At 67.0% G+C, this 16,297-nt stretch carries 12 protein-coding genes and 3 tRNA genes; 7 read left to right on the forward strand and 8 right to left on the reverse strand.

Translation table 11 applies throughout. From position 1 onward, the window contains the following. Window positions 1-59 precede the first annotated feature (59 nt). Window positions 60-1,448 carry a cation:proton antiporter gene (locus ABIA73_RS04535; protein ID WP_354275482.1) on the forward strand — a complete coding sequence of 463 codons (1,389 nt, stop codon included), beginning with the start codon at window positions 60-62 and terminating at the stop codon, window positions 1,446-1,448. Window positions 1,449-1,551: 103 nt separating this feature from the next. On the opposite strand, the gene ABIA73_RS04540 is transcribed toward ABIA73_RS04535, so the two are convergent. After that, complete coding sequence (locus ABIA73_RS04540) at window positions 1,552-3,882, reverse strand: penicillin acylase family protein (protein ID WP_354275483.1); 2,331 nt, start codon at window positions 3,880-3,882, stop codon at window positions 1,552-1,554. Between the two features lie 125 nt (window positions 3,883-4,007). On the opposite strand from ABIA73_RS04540, the gene bfr reads away from it, so the two are divergent. Further along, window positions 4,008-4,496: a bacterioferritin gene (bfr, locus tag ABIA73_RS04545; RefSeq protein WP_025877631.1), complete on the forward strand. Its 489-nt coding sequence runs from the start codon at window positions 4,008-4,010 to the stop codon at window positions 4,494-4,496. A gap of 253 nt (window positions 4,497-4,749) precedes the next feature. On the opposite strand, the gene parC is transcribed toward bfr, so the two are convergent. Both parC and ABIA73_RS04555 read right to left on the reverse strand, forming a co-directional pair. Continuing rightward, entirely contained in the window at window positions 4,750-6,993 is a 2,244-nt protein-coding gene (gene parC, locus ABIA73_RS04550) for a DNA topoisomerase IV subunit A (RefSeq protein WP_032975808.1), read from the reverse strand. A gap of 59 nt (window positions 6,994-7,052) precedes the next feature. Next, complete coding sequence (locus ABIA73_RS04555) at window positions 7,053-7,961, reverse strand: AraC family transcriptional regulator (protein ID WP_032975809.1); 909 nt, start codon at window positions 7,959-7,961, stop codon at window positions 7,053-7,055. 145 nt (window positions 7,962-8,106) lie between these two features. Between ABIA73_RS04555 and emrR the strand changes: the two genes are divergently transcribed. From emrR to emrB, 4 genes are read left to right on the forward strand one after another with little or no spacing between them, the layout of a single operon-like run. Continuing rightward, window positions 8,107-8,550, forward strand: coding sequence for a multidrug efflux system transcriptional regulator EmrR (gene emrR, locus ABIA73_RS04560; RefSeq protein ID WP_025877626.1), 444 nt, complete (start codon window positions 8,107-8,109; stop codon window positions 8,548-8,550). Continuing rightward, entirely contained in the window at window positions 8,547-10,040 is a 1,494-nt protein-coding gene (gene emrC, locus ABIA73_RS04565; protein WP_025877625.1) for a multidrug efflux transporter outer membrane subunit EmrC, read from the forward strand. The genes emrR and emrC overlap by 4 nt, the downstream gene beginning before the upstream one ends. Before the next feature lie 11 nt (window positions 10,041-10,051). Next, the gene (emrA, locus tag ABIA73_RS04570) at window positions 10,052-11,230 is read left to right on the forward strand and encodes a multidrug efflux MFS transporter periplasmic adaptor subunit EmrA (protein WP_354275484.1); all 1,179 of its coding nucleotides are present in this window, start codon (window positions 10,052-10,054) and stop codon (window positions 11,228-11,230) included. 8 nt (window positions 11,231-11,238) lie between these two features. Further along, on the forward strand, window positions 11,239-12,825 hold the full coding sequence (gene emrB / locus ABIA73_RS04575; RefSeq protein WP_025877622.1) for a multidrug efflux MFS transporter permease subunit EmrB: 1,587 nt from the start codon (window positions 11,239-11,241) through the stop codon (window positions 12,823-12,825). Window positions 12,826-12,924: 99 nt separating this feature from the next. On the opposite strand, the gene ABIA73_RS04580 is transcribed toward emrB, so the two are convergent. The 3 genes from ABIA73_RS04580 to ABIA73_RS04590 all read right to left on the reverse strand — a co-directional run bounded on the left by ABIA73_RS04580 (window position 12,925) and on the right by ABIA73_RS04590 (window position 14,917). Next, window positions 12,925-13,710: a hypothetical protein gene (locus ABIA73_RS04580; RefSeq protein ID WP_218789024.1), complete on the reverse strand. Its 786-nt coding sequence runs from the start codon at window positions 13,708-13,710 to the stop codon at window positions 12,925-12,927. Between the two features lie 158 nt (window positions 13,711-13,868). Continuing rightward, window positions 13,869-13,955 (reverse strand) — tRNA-Leu (locus tag ABIA73_RS04585). A gap of 50 nt (window positions 13,956-14,005) precedes the next feature. Next, entirely contained in the window at window positions 14,006-14,917 is a 912-nt protein-coding gene (locus ABIA73_RS04590; protein WP_354275485.1) for a LysR family transcriptional regulator, read from the reverse strand. Between the two features lie 96 nt (window positions 14,918-15,013). Between ABIA73_RS04590 and ABIA73_RS04595 the strand changes: the two genes are divergently transcribed. Next, window positions 15,014-15,760, forward strand: coding sequence for a sulfite exporter TauE/SafE family protein (locus tag ABIA73_RS04595; RefSeq protein ID WP_025877620.1), 747 nt, complete (start codon window positions 15,014-15,016; stop codon window positions 15,758-15,760). A 60-nt stretch (window positions 15,761-15,820) separates the two neighbouring features. On the opposite strand, the gene ABIA73_RS04600 is transcribed toward ABIA73_RS04595, so the two are convergent. Together ABIA73_RS04600 and ABIA73_RS04605 are read right to left on the reverse strand one after the other, a co-directional pair. After that, window positions 15,821-15,907 (reverse strand) — tRNA-Leu (locus tag ABIA73_RS04600). Between the two features lie 217 nt (window positions 15,908-16,124). Then, window positions 16,125-16,209: transfer RNA gene (locus ABIA73_RS04605), tRNA-Leu, on the reverse strand. Window positions 16,210-16,297 lie beyond the last annotated feature (88 nt).

Below are 16,297 nucleotides of genomic sequence, written 5' to 3' on the forward strand. Positions count from 1 at the left end.
CGAGCCCTGCAGCGCATGGGCGGCGAGGGACGTATCATCAGCCCCCTGCACATTGGGGAATGTTCATGGACGTACAGACCGGAGGTCCCGTGAGGCCGACGAAGTGGGCTTGGCGCTACCTGGTGTGGGCCGGCGTGCCGCTGCTGGTCGGCCTGCTGCTGGCCCGCTATGCGGGCCCCGGGCTACCGACGGTGGCCAGCAAGGCCGAAGACGTGGTCGGCAGTGACTGGGCACATCACCTGGCCTCGCCGCTCGGCCTGTTCCTGCTGCAGCTGCTGGTGCTGCTGCTGGTCGCCAAGGGCGCCGGCGCGCTGTTGAAGCGTTTCGGCCAGCCGGCCGTGATCGGCGAAATGGCCGCCGGCCTGATGATGGGGCCGCTGTTGCTGGGCAGCCTGCTGCCGCAGGTGCACGGTGCACTGTTCCCGGCCGCTTCGCTCGGGCCGCTGGGCATGCTCAGCCAACTGGGTGTGCTGATGTTCCTGCTGGTGGCCGGTGCCGAACTGGATCTGGGCGCGCTGCGTGGGCGCCGTCGATTCGCCTTCACCGTCAGCCACGCAGGCATCGCGGTGCCGTTCGTGCTTGGTGTGGTCCTGGCCATCTGGCTGTACCCGCAGCATGGCCCGCAGGGCGTGGGTTTCACCGCGTTCGCGCTGTTCGTCGGTATTTCGATGAGCATCACCGCTTTCCCGGTGCTGCTGCGCATCCTCGCTGATCGCGGCATCACCCACACCCCGCTGGGGCAGACTGCCATCGCCTGCGCGGCGCTGGGCGATGCGACCGCGTGGTGCCTGCTGGCGCTGATCGTGGCGGCAGCGCAGGCCACCGGCTGGTTGCCGGCCAGCCTCAACCTGCTGTGCGTGGTGGCGTTCATCGCGCTGATGCTGGGACTGGTGAAGCCGTGGTTCGCCCGCCAGACCATCGCGCCGGGTCGCGAAGGGCGCTGGCTGCTGGGCATCCTGCTGCTGTCGCTGGCCAGTGCGCTGGTCACCGAAGTGCTCGGCATCCATGCGCTGTTCGGCGCCTTCGCTGCAGGCGTGGCGGTGTCGTCCAACGCGCAGCTGCGGCACCTGCTGGTGGCCAGGGTCGAACCGTTCGCGGTGACGCTGCTGCTGCCGCTGTTCTTCGCCATGACCGGCCTGCGCATGCGCGCCGACGCGTTGCAGACCAGTGACATCGCGTTGTGCGTGGTGGTGATCGCCGTGGCCACGGTGGGCAAGCTGTTGGGCACCTGGAGCGCGGCGCGCAGTACCGGCATGGCCTCGCGCGAAGCGTGGCGACTGGGTGCACTGATGAATACCCGCGGGTTGATGGAGCTGATCGTGCTCAACCTGGGCTACGAGCTGGGCCTGCTGGGCGACCGCCTGTTTGCGGTGCTGGTGATCATGGCACTGGTGACGACCGCGATGACCGGGCCGCTGTTGAACCTGATCGAGCGCCGCAAGGCCTGACGCGGTGAATCCCGCCGGGCATGGCCCGGCGCTACCATATCGTTCGGATCCACTGTGCGCGGGCTCGTTGCTCTGGTAGCGCCGGGCCATGCCCGGCGAGCAATTACCTGGCCGGTAGCAGCGTCAACGTGTGCTGCGCCTTGCCGGGCAGGAACGGGGTGGGACGGCCGTGCACCCAGTCCTCATGTCCGGCGCCCCAGTACGGCGACAGCGGATGGCCGCTCTGCCCACCCGGCATGTGCACGATGCCATCGGCCTCGTGGCCGGGCGAGACCACCATGCGCTGCGAGGCGCCGAACGCCGGCGTCTGTACACGCGGCATGTCACGGTCGCCGGGCAGGGGATCGGCCGGCATGCACAACCAGCGGCTGGCGAAGGCGGGCAGGGCGCGCGCGACCGGATGGCAGATCGCTGCGGTATTGCGCTCGCCCCAGCTGCGATGCGCCAGCGGCCCCTGCGCGGACAGCTCCGCTTCGGTACGGCGCGCCGCATCGGCCAGCAGCGCATCCCAGTTCGTGTACGCGGGCGGCAGCAGGTTGGCCGGGCGCTGCTGCAGCATCGGCCAGGCCACGCCTTCCAGCTGCGCCAGTCGCGGTGCCAGGAAATCCTCGCCCAGCGGTGCCCGGGCCGGTGCCAGCAGCGCATCGGTCAACGTGTCGAGTACCTGTGTGCGGAACTCGCGCACCACCCGGTAGCTGACCGAATCGATCGCGGCGCGACCCTCCCAATGGCTGCTGACCGTGCCCAACCGCTTCAGTGCCGGATCGTCGCTGTGCTCGACCACCTGGTGCAGCAGCACCCACCAGCGTTGCAGGAACACCGCGCGGTCGTCGAGCTGGATCGCCAGCAGGTCGTGCTCGTCGAAACGCTCCTGCGTGGCCAGCAGGTCGCGGATCTGCCGTCCGCGTGCGCCGAGGTCGTAGCCGCCATTGCCGACCGTGGCCAGCGTCGCCTCGTCCACCACGCGGCTGTTGGCCGTCCACAGCCGATGCGAGGCGGGGTCGACCAGGCTCGGCGCGGCGTCGCTGCGGATCGGCCACGGCGCGCAGCCCGGGTTGCGGTGATTGTCATTGAAGCCCAGCGGTGTACAGCCCGGGCCACGGTCAGGCCGCGCGCCGATCAGGCGCCACGCGATACGCCCGCTGCGGTCGCCGATCACCAGATTCTGCGCGGGAATGCCGGCATGGTCGGCAATCTGCAGGGCCTGGTCCAGATCGGCGGCCCGTGCCATGTCGGCGAAGTCCATGCGCACCGCGCCCGGCAACTGCGCGACCCAGCGCAGGGCGTCGCCGCTGCCATCGGCGTGGGTGTGCAGGATCGGTCCCCACGCGGTTTCGCGTACCGGGAAACGCACGTCGGCACCGCCGGCCACGACGATCCGTTCCTCGTGCACGGTCACTGCAGCGTCCGCTGGCTCGGTGCGGAAGTCGGCAGTGTCGATGTAGCTGTTGGTGAAGCCCCAGGCCACGTGGCCGTTGCTGCCGACGATCACCGCCGGCACGCCCGGCAGCGAGAATCCGCTGACGTCGACCTGGCCACCCGCGGCCTGTGGATCGGGGTAGCGCAGGCGCACACGGAACCACAGGCTGGGAGCGCGCAGGCCCAGGTGCATGTCGTCGGCGACGATCGCACGGCCATCGGCGGTCAGCGCGCCGGCCACGGCGAAATTGTTGCTGCCGACCGCGTCGGCATCCTCGGCAGCCGCGCCGGTCGCGGCCTTCAGCGTGCGCAGGTCCAGCTGGCTGGCATCAGGCAGGGGGGCGTTGCCACGGGCAGTGCCGGCCAGCGGCGCATCCCACTCGCTGCCGTCGTTTGCCAGCAGCGCATACAGTGCTGGCGGCACCACCGCGCGGATGCGCTCCAGGGCCAGTTCGGACTGGTTGCTGGGGTCCTGCAGGTCGGCGTACATGGCCAAGCCTGCCAGCACGCTGTCGCTGGCCTGCCACGGTTGGGGCGCCTGCCGCAGCAGCAGGTAGGCCCATGGCCGTACCGCCAGGCTGCCCAGGCCCTGGTTGACCCCGTCCACATAGGCGCGCACGGCCGCAGGGTCGCTGCCCAGTGCGTCCTGCAGATGGGCCTCGGTGCGCGCGCGCAGGCGGTGTACGCGCATGCGCTTGTCGGCTTCGATCGCCTTCGCCCCGAACAGGGCGGACAGTTCACCTGCGGCACTGCGCCGCATCAGGTCCATTTCGAAATAACGTTCCTGCGCGTGAACACGGCCGAGCGCCCGCAGGGCGTCAGTCTTGTTGCCGGCGGTGATGGTGACCACCCCCAGCGCATCGCGCTCCACGGTGACCTTGGTGGCCAGCCCGGGCAACGGGCGCTCGCCGTCCAGTTCGGCCAGGCTGCCGCGCAGCAGCAACCACAGGACCAGCACCGCGAGCAGCACGATTGCCAGCAGCACACCCAGAATCCACCGCCACGTACGACGCATTGCAGGTCCTTTCCGAGCAGGTCGGCCGATTGTAGCCGCAGGCGCAACTGCGACTGATTCCGATTAGATCACCGTATTTCCAGATGGGGCACCATGGGCGCCATCGATTCACAGGAGCTCCCCCCATGAAAGGCAACCCGGACGTCATCGCCTGCCTGAAGGAACTGCTGCGCGGCGAACTCGCCGCCCGCGACCAGTACTTCATCCACTCCCGCCGCTACGAGGACCAGGGCCTGTTCGCGCTGTACGAACGCCTGAACCACGAGATGGAGGAAGAGACCCAGCATGCCGACGCGCTGTTGCGCCGGATCCTGTTCCTGGGCGGCGACCCGGACATGCGCCCGCATGCCACCGAGCCCGGCAAGACCGTGGAGGAGATGCTGCGCAAGGACCTGGACACCGAATACGCGGTGCGCAACAACCTCGCCGCCGGCATGAAGCTGTGCGAGGAGAAGGGCGACTACGTGAGCCGCGACATGCTGCTGGCGCAGTTGAAGGACACCGAGGAAGACCACGCCTGGTGGCTGGAGCAGCAGCTGGGCCTGATCAAGCGCATCGGCCTGGAGCTGTACCAGCTGAGCAAGATCGACGGCAGCGGCGCCCCGGCGCACTGACCCCGATTGTCGTAGCGCCGGGTCATGCCCGGCTCTACCAGGAGCGCAAAGCAACGTCGCCCGCCAGCACCGGAGCACCGCCAGCCAGCCATCGCCCGCCAGCTGCTCCACCGCCCGCCAGCCGACAAACAAAGAAGCCGGGGAATGCCCCGGCTTTTTTGTGTCTGATGCTCCGATCCCGGTAGCGCCGGGCCATGCCCGGCGGGTTCCCGGTTGCCGGGCAAGGCGTGTCAATCAAGGTTGACACCTACCATCATTCGACCGACAACCCTTCCACCTTCTGCCAGCCACGCGGCAGCAGATGGCCACGGGTGGCGCGGGCGCCCAGATAGGCGTCGAGCTCGTTGAACTTCAGCCCCATGGTGCGCTGGCCGCTGCGGACCTGCAGGGTCTGGCCGGGGCTGATTGCCACGATGGCGACCACGCGTTCGGTGGCGAGCTTGGCCTTGGGGATCTCGATGATCTTGTTGCCCTTGCCCTTGTCCAGTTCCGGCAGGTCGTTGGCGGCGATCGCCAGCAGGTTGCCCGAACTGGTCACCGCGACGATGCGGTCGGTAGCGACGTTGGCCACCACCGATGGGGTCAGTACCGACGAGCCCGCCGACAGGTTCAGCATCGCCTTGCCGGCCTTGTTGCGACCGATCAGGTTCTCGAAACGGGTGACGAAACCATAGCCGTGGGTCGAGGCCAGCACGAAGCGGGTATCCGGTTCGGCGCTGGCCAGGGTCACGAAGCTGGTGCCTGCGGCCGGCGAGAAGCGGCCGGTCAGCGGCTCACCGTTGCCGCGTGCCGAGGGCAGGGTATGCACCGGCGTGGAGTAGGCGCGGCCTTCGCTGTCCAGGAACGCGACCTGCTGGGTGCTGCGCGCACGCACTGCACCCTGCAGCGCATCGCCATCGCGGTAGGAGAGGGTCGAGGCATCGATGTCGTGGCCCTTGGCGGCGCGGATCCAGCCCTTCTCGGACATCACCACCGTCATCGGCTCGCTCGGCACCAGCTCGGTCTCGTCGATGGCTTGGGCGGCCTGGCGCTGCACCAGCGGCGAGCGGCGCTCGTCGCCGAACTTCTTCGCATCGGCCTGCAGCTCGTCGCGGATCAGCTTCTTCAGCTTGGCCTTGCTGTCGAGGATGCTGAGGATCTTGTCGCGCTCCTTGGCCAGTTCGTCCTGCTCGCCGCGGATCTTCATTTCTTCCAGGCGGGCCAGCTGCTTCAGCTTGGTTTCCAGGATGTACTCGGCCTGGTCTTCGGACAGGCCGAAGCGTGCGATCAGCGCCGCCTTCGGTTCGTCCTCGGTACGGATGATGTGGATCACCTCGTCCAGGTTGAGGAACGCCACCAGCAGGCCTTCCAACAGGTGCAGGCGACGCTCGACCTTCTGCAGGCGGTGCTGCAGGCGGCGGGTGACGGTGCTGCTGCGGAATGCCAGCCATTCGCTGAGCAGCGTCTTCAGGTTCTTCACCTGCGGACGGCCGTCCAGCCCGATCACGTTGAGGTTGACGCGGTAGCTGCGCTCCATGTCGGTGGTGGCGAACAGGTGGCCCATCAACTGCTCGGCGTCGACGCGGTTCGAGCGCGGCACCAGCACCACGCGCACCGGGTTGGCGTGGTCGGACTCATCGCGGATGTCTTCCAGCCACGGCAGCTTCTTGGCGCGCATCTGTGCAGCGATCTGCTCGATCACCTTCGACGGCGACACCTGGAACGGCAACGCGGTGACCACCACGTTGTGCGCTTCCTTGATGTAGGTGGCACGCGCACGCACGCTGCCGTTGCCGGTCTCGTACATGTTCCGCAGGTCGTTGGCCGGGGTGATGATCTCGGCGTTGGACGGATAATCCGGACCCTTCACGTGCTCGCACAGGTCGCGCACGCTGGCATCCGGATCGTCCAGCAGGTGCAGCAGCGCGCTGACGATCTCGTTGAGGTTGTGCGGCGGCACATCGGTGGCCATGCCCACGGCGATGCCGGTGGTGCCGTTCAGCAGCAGATGCGGCAGGCGTGCCGGCATCCAGGTCGGTTCCTGCAGGGTGCCGTCAAAGTTCGGTGCCCAGTCGGTGGTGCCCTGGCCCAGTTCGCCCAGCAGTACTTCGGCGATCGGGGTCAGCTTGGATTCGGTGTAACGCATCGCCGCGAACGACTTCGGGTCGTCGCTGGAACCGAAGTTGCCCTGGCCTTCGATCAGCGGATAACGGTACGAGAACGGCTGTGCCATCAGCACCAGCGCTTCGTAGCACGCGCTGTCGCCATGCGGGTGGTACTTACCGATGACGTCACCGACGGTGCGCGCGGACTTCTTCGGCTTGGACGCGGCATTCAGGCCCAGCTCGCTCATCGAATAGATGATGCGGCGCTGCACGGGCTTCAGGCCGTCGCCAATGAACGGCAGGGCGCGATCCAGGACCACGTACATCGAGTAGTCGAGGTAGGCGCGTTCGGCGTACTCGCGCAGCGGCAGTTGTTCGAAACCGTGGAACACGGGGCGGGCAAGATCGGTCATGCGGCGTTGTTACCTATGTCGGGAGGCGGTGACGGCGGTCGCCGCTCTCAATCCAGTGATTATCCGGATGCGGCGGGGGATGCCAAGCCGCGTGCAGGGTCAAGGCCCGGTTCCAGGCCGTGGCCGGCCCGTGCCAGGTAGCGTCCGGGCGGTAGCCCGAAGTGTCGCCGGAACACGGTGACGAAGGCGCTGGCGCTGCTGAAGCCCAGTGCGTGGGCGATGTCGGCCACGCTGCGGCCCTCGCTGAGCTGCCGCAGCGCCTCGGCCAGCCGCGCCTGCTGGCGCCATTGCGCAAAGCTCAGGGTGGTCTCGTCGCGGAAATGGCGGGTCAGGCTGCGCGGCGACAGGCCGGCCCAATGCGCCCACTGCGCCAGGCCGCGCTCGTCGGCCGGGTCGGCCAGCAGCTGCGAGGCGATCTTCAGCAGGCGCCGGTCGCGCGGCATCGGCAGGTGCATGCGCTGGCGCGGCGCGGCGCGTATCTCGTCCAGCAGAACGTTGATGATGTGCTGCCGTTCGCTGGTGCTTTCGTAGTCCTGCGGCCAGTCACAGATGCGTTCGGCCACTGCCTGCGCCAACCGCGAGATGCCCAGCACGCATGGGTCGGCGGGCAGTTCGGCGCACAGCGGTGCGGCCAGCACCATGCCCCAGCCGCGCAGGGGGCCATCGATGTGGACCGTATGCGGCTCGGCCGGCGGCATCCAGCCCGCCGAACCTGGCGCCAGCGACCAGGTGCCATGGGAGGTGCGGGTGGTCAGCAGGCCGCGTTCGACGCAGATCAGCTGCGCGCGGACGTGGTGATGCCAGTCCACTTCGCGGGCCAGCCCCTGCGGGCTGTCGAAGCGGAAGGCGATGACCGGCGGGCCGTCATTGCGCTCGAACCAATCCAGTGCTTCTTCGCGCAGCAGGGTGGCAGGGCCGGGTTCGCCCGCCTTCACGTGGGCCGGGGGTGGCTTGAATGTGACATTCATTGGCTGGATTGTACTACCGGGCCAGTTGGGAGCGCTATTAAGGTGGCGCCTTCACCTGATCCAGCCCACTGCTGCAACACAGCATTTGATGCCAGATCGAATATTTCCATTGAGAAATATTTTTTTTGGAAGAGAATGCTCCCCCATGATCTGTCCTGCAACCACTCCCCCCAGCTTCGGCCTGCTGCTGCGCCAGGTGCGCGACGGCCTGGTCCGCCAGCTCGACGCGTCCATGGCCGAAGAAGACCTCGGCATCGGCTTCACCCACTACATCGGGCTGAAGGTGCTCTCGAACATGGCGCCGTGCACGGCCAACGAGCTGGCCCAGGCCATCGACCAGGTGCCCAGCGCGGTCACCCGCCTGCTGGACAAGCTGGAAGCGCTCGGTTGCGTGCGCCGTGAGCCGCATGCGCAGGACCGGCGTGCACTGCAGATCGTATTGACCGATGAAGGCCGCGCGCTGTGGGCGCGGTTGAAGCTGCGCGGCGACGCGGTGATGGATTACGCCCTGCGCGATCTGTCCGCCGACGAACGCACGCAGCTGCTGTCCCTCCTGACCCGAATCCGCGATTCCCTGACAACCCCATGAACCCGATCCCGCATCCCACTCTCCGCCGCTCCGGGCGCGCGCTGCTGCTGTCGGCGCTGGCCCTGGCGCTGGCCGCCTGCGCAAGCAGCCGTGGCCTTGACCCGCAGGGCCACGTGCTCGACGTGGACAGCCTGCACAGCGAACGTACCCTGGCCGACAGCGACCTGAGCGCAGCCGGTTTTCCTGCCCAGGACTGGTGGAAGGCACTGGGCGATGCGCAACTGGATGCGCTGATCGCCGAAGGCCTGGCCGGCCATCCGAGCCTGGACGCCGCCGACGCGCGCCTGCGCCAGGCACAGTCGCAGGTCGGCACCGCGCGCGCCGATCGCCTGCCCAGCCTCTCCGTGTCCGGTGGCTACACCGGCCTGCGCCTGCCCGAATCGATGGCTGGCGATGAAATCGGCGGCCACTACGCCGGCAGCAGCCAGATCGCGTTCGACTTCAGCTACGGCATCGACCTCTGGGGCGGCAAGCGCGCCGCCTGGGAGGCTGCCGTGGATGGCGCCCACGCCGCGACTGTCGAAGCCCAGGCCGCGCGCCTGAACCTGTCCACCGGCATCGCCCAGGCCTATACCGACCTGGCCTACGCCTGGCAGCTCAACGACGTGGCCGAAGAAGAACTGGCGCGCTCGCAGAAGTCGCTGCAGCTGACCCGGCAGCGTCGTAGTGCCGGCATCGACAGCGATCTGCAGGTGCGCCAGGCCGAAGCCCGCGTGCCAGCCGCACAGCAGCAGTTGCTGGCGGCGCAGCAGCGCATCGATGCCGGGCGCACGGCGCTGGCCGCGCTGGTCGGCAAGGGCCCGGACCGCGGCCTGTCGATCGAACGCCCGCGGGCGATGAACCCGCTGGCCCTGCAGCTGCCGGGCGTAGTGCCCAGTGAACTGCTCGGCCGTCGCCCCGACATCGTCGCCGCGCGCTGGCGGGTGGAAGCGGCCGACAAGCAGATCAAGGTCGCCAAGACCCGGTTCTACCCGAGCCTCAACCTGACCGCGCTGGCCGGCGTGGTCGCACCGAATGTCGGCGACCTGCTGCAGAGCAGTTCCAGCTTCGCCTACATCGGCCCGGCGTTGAGCCTGCCGATCTTCGAAGGCGGCAAGCTGCGGGCCAACCTGGCCAACACCGATGCGCAGTACGACCTGGCCGTGGCGAACTACAACCAGGCGGTGCTCGATGCACTGCGCGACGTGGCCGACCAGGTCAACGCGGTGCGCTCACTGGCGCAGCAGGCGCAGTCGCAGCAGCAGGCGGTGGATACCGCACGCGCTGCGTTCGACCTGGCCCAGCAGCGCTATCGCGCTGGCATCGGCAGCTACCTGGACGTGTTGACCGCGCAGTCCACCCTGCTGCAGTCGCAGCAGCAGCTGGCCGGCCTGCAGTCGCAGCAGCTGCAGACCTCGGTGCGCCTGAGCAAGGCGCTCGGCGGTGGTTTCCAGCCCAGTGACGCTGATGCCGCACCGCTTGCTTCCCATTCCGATTCCTCGCATTCCTGAAGACGCCTGCCATGAGCCAGACCCAAGACACTGCGGCCCCCGCCGCCCCCAACCGCCGCGGCAAGCTGTTGCGCGGCCTGTTCGTGATCGTCGTGCTGCTGCTGGCGGCACTGGCGCTGTGGTACTTCATGTTCGGCCGTTGGTTCGAAGAGACCGACGACGCCTACGTGCAGGGCAACCAGGTGCAGATCACCCCGCTGGTGGCCGGTACCGTGGTCGCCATCAACGCCGATGACGGCATGCGCGTGGAGCGCGGCCAGCTGCTGGTGCAGCTGGACCCGGCCGATACCTCGGTGGCCCTGCAGCAGGCCGAAGCCAACCTGGCCAAGACCGTGCGCCAGACCCGCGGCCTGTACCGCAGCGTCGAAGGTGCGCAGGCGGACTTGAACGCACGCCAGGTGACCCTGAAGCGCGTGCGCGACGACTTCGCACGCCGCAAGGGCCTGGCCGCCACCGGCGCCATCTCCAACGAAGAACTGGCCCACGCCCGCGACGAGCTGGCAGCTGCCGAAGCGGCCGTGGCCGGTTCGCGCGAGACCGTCGAGCGCAACCGCGCACTGGTCGATGACACCGTGATCGCCACCCAGCCGGATGTGCAGGCTGCCGCCGCGCAGCTGCGCCAGGCCTTCCTCAACAATGCACGTGCGGGCATCGTCGCGCCGGTCACCGGCTATGTCGCCCGTCGTTCGGTGCAGGTCGGCCAGCGCGTGCAGCCGGGCAATGCGCTGATGGCGGTGGTGCCGACCGAGCAGATGTGGGTCGAAGCCAACTTCAAGGAAACCCAGCTGCGGCACATGCGCCTGGGCCAGGAAGTGGAGCTGAAGTCGGACCTGTATGCCGGCGACGTCAAGTACAAGGGCCGCATCGACAGCCTGGGCCTGGGCACCGGCTCGGCGTTCTCGCTGCTGCCGGCGCAGAACGCCAGCGGCAACTGGATCAAGATCGTGCAGCGCGTGCCGGTGCGCATCGCCATCGATGCCAAGCAGCTGGCCGAACACCCGCTGCGCATCGGCCTGTCGATGAAGGCCGAGGTGAGCCTGCGCGACCAGAAGGGCGAAGTGCTGCCGAGCGCAGCCGCCAAGGGCACGGTGTTCGACACCGACGTGTACGCCAAGCAGCTGCACGATGCCGATGAGGTGATCCACACGATCATCCAGGGCAACCTGCCGCAGCAGTCCAAGGCGAGCTGAGGTCGGCCATGTCCGCACAAGCTCCAGCTGCGCCCGGCTCTCCGGGCGCACCGGCGGCGCCGGGTGCGGCCGCTGGATTCCTGCCACCCAGTGTGGCCCTGTGCACCGTGGGCCTGGCGATGGCCTCGTTCATGCAGGTGCTCGACACCACCATCGCCAACGTCTCGCTGCCGACCATCGCCGGTAATCTTGGCGCCAGTTCGCAGCAGGCGACGTGGGTCATCACCTCGTTCGCGGTCAGCACCGCGATCGCGCTGCCGCTGACCGGCTGGCTCAGCCGTCGCTTCGGCGAGCGCAAGCTGTTCGTGTGGGCCACGCTGGCCTTCGTGATCACCTCGCTGCTGTGCGGCCTGGCCCAGAGCATGGGCATGCTGGTGCTGTCGCGTGCGCTGCAGGGCTTCGTCGCCGGCCCGATGTACCCGATCACCCAGTCGCTGCTGGTCTCGATCTATCCACGGGAGAAACGCGGGCAGGCGCTGGCGCTGCTGGCGATGATCACCGTGGTGGCGCCGATCTGCGGGCCGATCCTCGGTGGCTGGATCACCGACAACTACAGCTGGGAATGGATCTTCCTGATCAACGTGCCGCTGGGCATCTTCGCTGCGCTGGTGGTGGGCAACCAGTTGAAGGGTCGCCCCGAGCACGTCGAGAAGCCGAAGATGGACTACGTCGGCCTGGTCACCCTGGTGATCGGCGTGGGCGCATTGCAGCTGGTACTCGACCTGGGCAACGACGAAGACTGGTTCTCGTCGATGAAGATCGTGGTACTGGCCTGCGTTGCCGTGGTGGCGCTGACCGTGTTCCTGATCTGGGAGCTGACCGACAAGGACCCGATCGTCGACCTGAAGCTGTTCCGGCACCGCAACTTCCGTGCCGGTACGCTGGCGATGGTGGTGGCCTACGCGGCGTTCTTCAGCGTGGCCCTGCTGATTCCGCAGTGGCTGCAGCGCGACATGGGCTACACCGCGATCTGGGCCGGTCTGGCAACAGCCCCGATCGGTGTACTGCCGGTGATCATGACCCCGTTCGTGGGCAAGTACGCATCGCGTTTCGACATGCGCATGCTGGCCACCATCGCGTTCGTGGTGCTGTCGATGACCAGCTTCCTGCGCTCGGGTTTCAACCTGCAGGTGGACTTCCACCATGTGGCCGGCGTACAGCTGATCATGGGCATCGGCGTGGCACTGTTCTTCATGCCGGTGCTGCAGATCCTGCTGTCGGACCTGGATGGTCGTGAGATCGCGGCCGGCTCGGGCCTGGCCACCTTCCTGCGTACGCTGGGCGGCAGCTTCGCGGCGTCGCTGACCACCTGGCTGTGGGCACGTCGCACGCAGGTGCATCACGCGGACCTGACCGAGCACATTTCGGCCTATCAGCCGGGCATGCAGGACCAGGTGGCGGCGATGGGGCAGGGCGACCTGCAACATGGCGCGGCGGTGCTGAACAACATGATCAACCACCAGGCATCGCAGATGGGCTTCAACGACATCTTCTTCCTGCTGGGCTGGATCTTCCTGGCGATCATCTCGTTCCTGTGGCTGGCCAAGCCGCCCTTCGGTGCGGGCGCGGGTGCCGCCGCCGGTGGCGGGCACTGATCGATCGCTGTTAGTGAAACGCAGAAACCCCGCCGGAAGGCGGGGTTTCTGTTTGAGGGATATCGTGGCGGCCGTCACACCTGAAATGCAGGCTACGGGCTATCGGTTTTGGCTCGCGCTGGCCGATGATTGCGACTGAAGGCCCAGTACGACCCGTTCCAGCAGTTCCGCCAGTCGTGAGAGTCTGGCAGCGAAGTAGGTTTGCAGGATCGCGCCCAGCATGAATCCGATGGCCAGTGCCACAGTGTAGGAGGGGACCTCGATCGGCACTTTGATCTGCATGAGCTTTTGCGCCGTATCCGACCCGGTGATGATCAAGCCCGCCATTGCGCCCAGTAGACCTCCAGTGTTGGCACGTGCCAAGCGGACGCGGCATTCCGACTGCAGGTGGCGGATCAATAGCTGCAAACGTGCGCATGCTTCGGCGGGCTCCATGGGCGTGGAAGCCTTGCCGTCTGCTGTTTGCTTCCGCGCACTGCACATCCGCTCCTGAAGTGCGGCAGCGACCCAATCGTCGCGGCGGAGTGCTTGATCGATACCTGTCAGTCGTGTGCGATACATCGTCAATGCCGAGTGAACGGCATCCAGTGCGAACCAGACTGCCCAGAACAGCGCGAGGACCACGAGGAAAATCATGAATCCCAGGCCCATGGGATTCCAGAAGGCTTGGTCGCCTTCATACGCGAATTGCTTGATGATGGCGGCCATTGCGATGACGGTCAGCAGGACGGCGAGCGCGATACCGAGGGCGACCAGTACCGTATCGCTGAGGACCGGGGCGGAGTGTGCCTTGCGCGCTTTCACATAAGCGTCGTCAAACTCCTTCATCTCGTTGAAGAGCGAGGCAACATCCAGTGTGATCGGGTCTTTTTTTGCCTTGTCCATAAGCGCAGATGTTCACAGTCCTGCCTTCCATATCGGTACCGGATGGGCGTACTTGAATCTGCTGAAGGCGCTCAGGATGGGCGCGCTGTCAATCCAGGTCGACGCGGGCTTAGAAATGAAAAAACCCGCTTGCGCGGGTTTGATCATTGTCTGAGTCATGGTGCCCAGGAGAGGACTCGAACCTCCACGAAGTTGCCCCCGCTAGCACCTGAAGCTAGTGCGTCTACCAATTCCGCCACCTGGGCGACTCAGGAGGAGAATTTTGCAGGAAGGCTGGATATGTGTCAACACCATTTCACACATTTTTTTCTGCACCGGCTTCCGCGTCCACATCCAGATGCAGCAGCAGGCTGCGCATCGGTGGCGAGAGCGATTTCCAGTCGGCGAACGCGGCGCACAGCCGGCGTTGTGCCCATGCGTTGCCGAGTGCAACGGCGACGATGCCGGTGGCCCGCCGATGTTGCCGCGCGATCGTGCGCGGCGCGATGCCCGCGCCGATGCCATGGCCCACCATCGTGCACAGGCCTTCAAAGGTCTTCATGCGGATGCGCACGTCGAGCGTGCGTCCGGCCTCTGCCGCCAGCTCTTCGATATAGGTCTGCAGCGCATTGCCGTCGGCCAGGGCAACGAAGGTCTCGCCCAGCACATGGCTGAAGTCGAGCGAGCGCCGCGCGGCGAAGCGGTGGCCGGCCGGCAGCAGCATCATCAGCGGGTCTTCGGCAACGACATGGCGGTGCAGACCATCGGCGGGAACGGCATCACTGATGATGCCGGCCTCTGCCTGGCCGGCGCGGATCGCGCGCACGACTTCATTGCTGGTGCGTTCGTGCAGTTCCACGCGCAGGCGAGGGCGCTCTGCCAGCCATGGGGCCAGCCGCGCGGGCAGGTAGTTGGTCAATGCGGCGGTGTTGGCGTACAGGTGCAGCGTGCCGCGCGCACCGTGGGCGAACGCCTGCAGTTCGCCGCGCAGCTGCGCCTGCTGCTGCAGGATCAGCCGCGCGTGATGGGCCAGAGCGGCACCCGCTTCGGTGAGGCTGATGCCGCGCGGGTGACGGGTCAACAGCGCGGTGCCAGCGTCGGTTTCGATGGCGCGCAGGCGTTCGCTGGCCGATCCCAGTGCCAGATTCGCCTCCACCGCGCCGGCGGTGATGCTGCCGGCTTCGGCCACCGCCAGGAACAGGCGCAGATCGGCAATGTCCAAGCGCATGTCGTTTGCTCCGCTCGGCCCTGCCTTCGGCTGGTCCGAAGGCGCAGGCGGGAAGACCGCATTGTGCGCGCCTGCGGCGCCGGCTCCAATGGCGGCATGAACGAGACGACATACTTCTATGGGTTGCTGGTGGTGGTGTTCGTGCTGGCCGGGGTGGTCAAGGGCGTGACCGGCATGGGCCTGCCGACGGTGGCGATGGGATTGCTGGGCGGCGCGTTGTCGCCGGTGGCGGCGGCCTCGATGCTGTTCATTCCCACCTTCGTCACCAATGCCTGGCAGTTGCTGTCCGGGCCATCACTGGGCCGCACCCTGCGGCGGCTGTGGCCGATGATGCTGGCCGTGGTGGTGGTGACGCTGGGCTCGGCCGCGCTGCTGGTACGGGTGGATCGTGATGCCTCGCGCGCCGCGTTGGGCGTGGCGCTGGTGGTGTATGCGCTGTACGCACTGGTGGCGCCGGTGTTCCGCGTACCGCAGCGGCGCGAGCGCTGGCTGGGGCCGCTGGTCGGGGCGGTGTCCGGCGTGGTCACCGGCGCCACCGGCGTGTTCGTCATGCCGGCGGTGCCGTACCTGCAGTCGCTGGGCTTGCAGCGCGAGGAGCTGGTGCAGGCACTGGGCCTGGCGTTCACCGTCTCGACGATCTCGCTGACCACCGGGCTGGTGCTCAACGGTGCGTTTGGCGTGCAGCAACTGGGATTGAGCGCGCTGGCGGTGCTGCCGGCGCTGCTGGGCATGTGGCTGGGGCAGGTGATCCGCCAGCGCATCAGTGCGCGCGTGTTCCGTGCCTGCTTCCTCGGCTTCCTGCTGCTGCTGGGCCTGGAGCTGATGCTGCGTTCGTGGTGGTGATGCCGACCGGACGCCAGACAAGAAAAAACCCGCTTTCGCGGGTGTTTTTCATTCTCGACATGGTGCCCAGGAGAGGACTCGAACCTCCACGAAGTTGCCCCCGCTAGCACCTGAAGCTAGTGCGTCTACCAATTCCGCCACCTGGGCGTCGAGGAGGAGAATTATGGGGTGCCGTGACGGAGGTGTCAACACCCTTTGCGGATCCGGGGTCGGATCCTGTTTCGCATGCGAAACGGGCTCTGACCCCATGGGTCTCGCGCTGGGGTCAGAGCCCTTTCCCGTGGAAAGGGATCCGACCCCACTGCCGGCCCGTCCCCCGATTTCAGGCAAAAAAAATCCCCGCCGAAGCGAGGAGTTTTTTCGTTGGTGCCCAGAAGAGGACTCGAACCTCCACGGTTTTACCCGCTAGTACCTGAAACTAGTGCGTCTACCAATTCCGCCATCTGGGCGTTCCAGAGGCGCAATTGTGAAGATGAACACGCAGGCTGTCAACGATTTTGTGAACGTTTTTCACCCGATTGTTCAAAGACGGGCGCT

It is taken from the genome of Stenotrophomonas sp. 2694 (genome assembly GCF_040548715.1).
GTDB lineage: Bacteria > Pseudomonadota > Gammaproteobacteria > Xanthomonadales > Xanthomonadaceae > Stenotrophomonas > Stenotrophomonas indicatrix.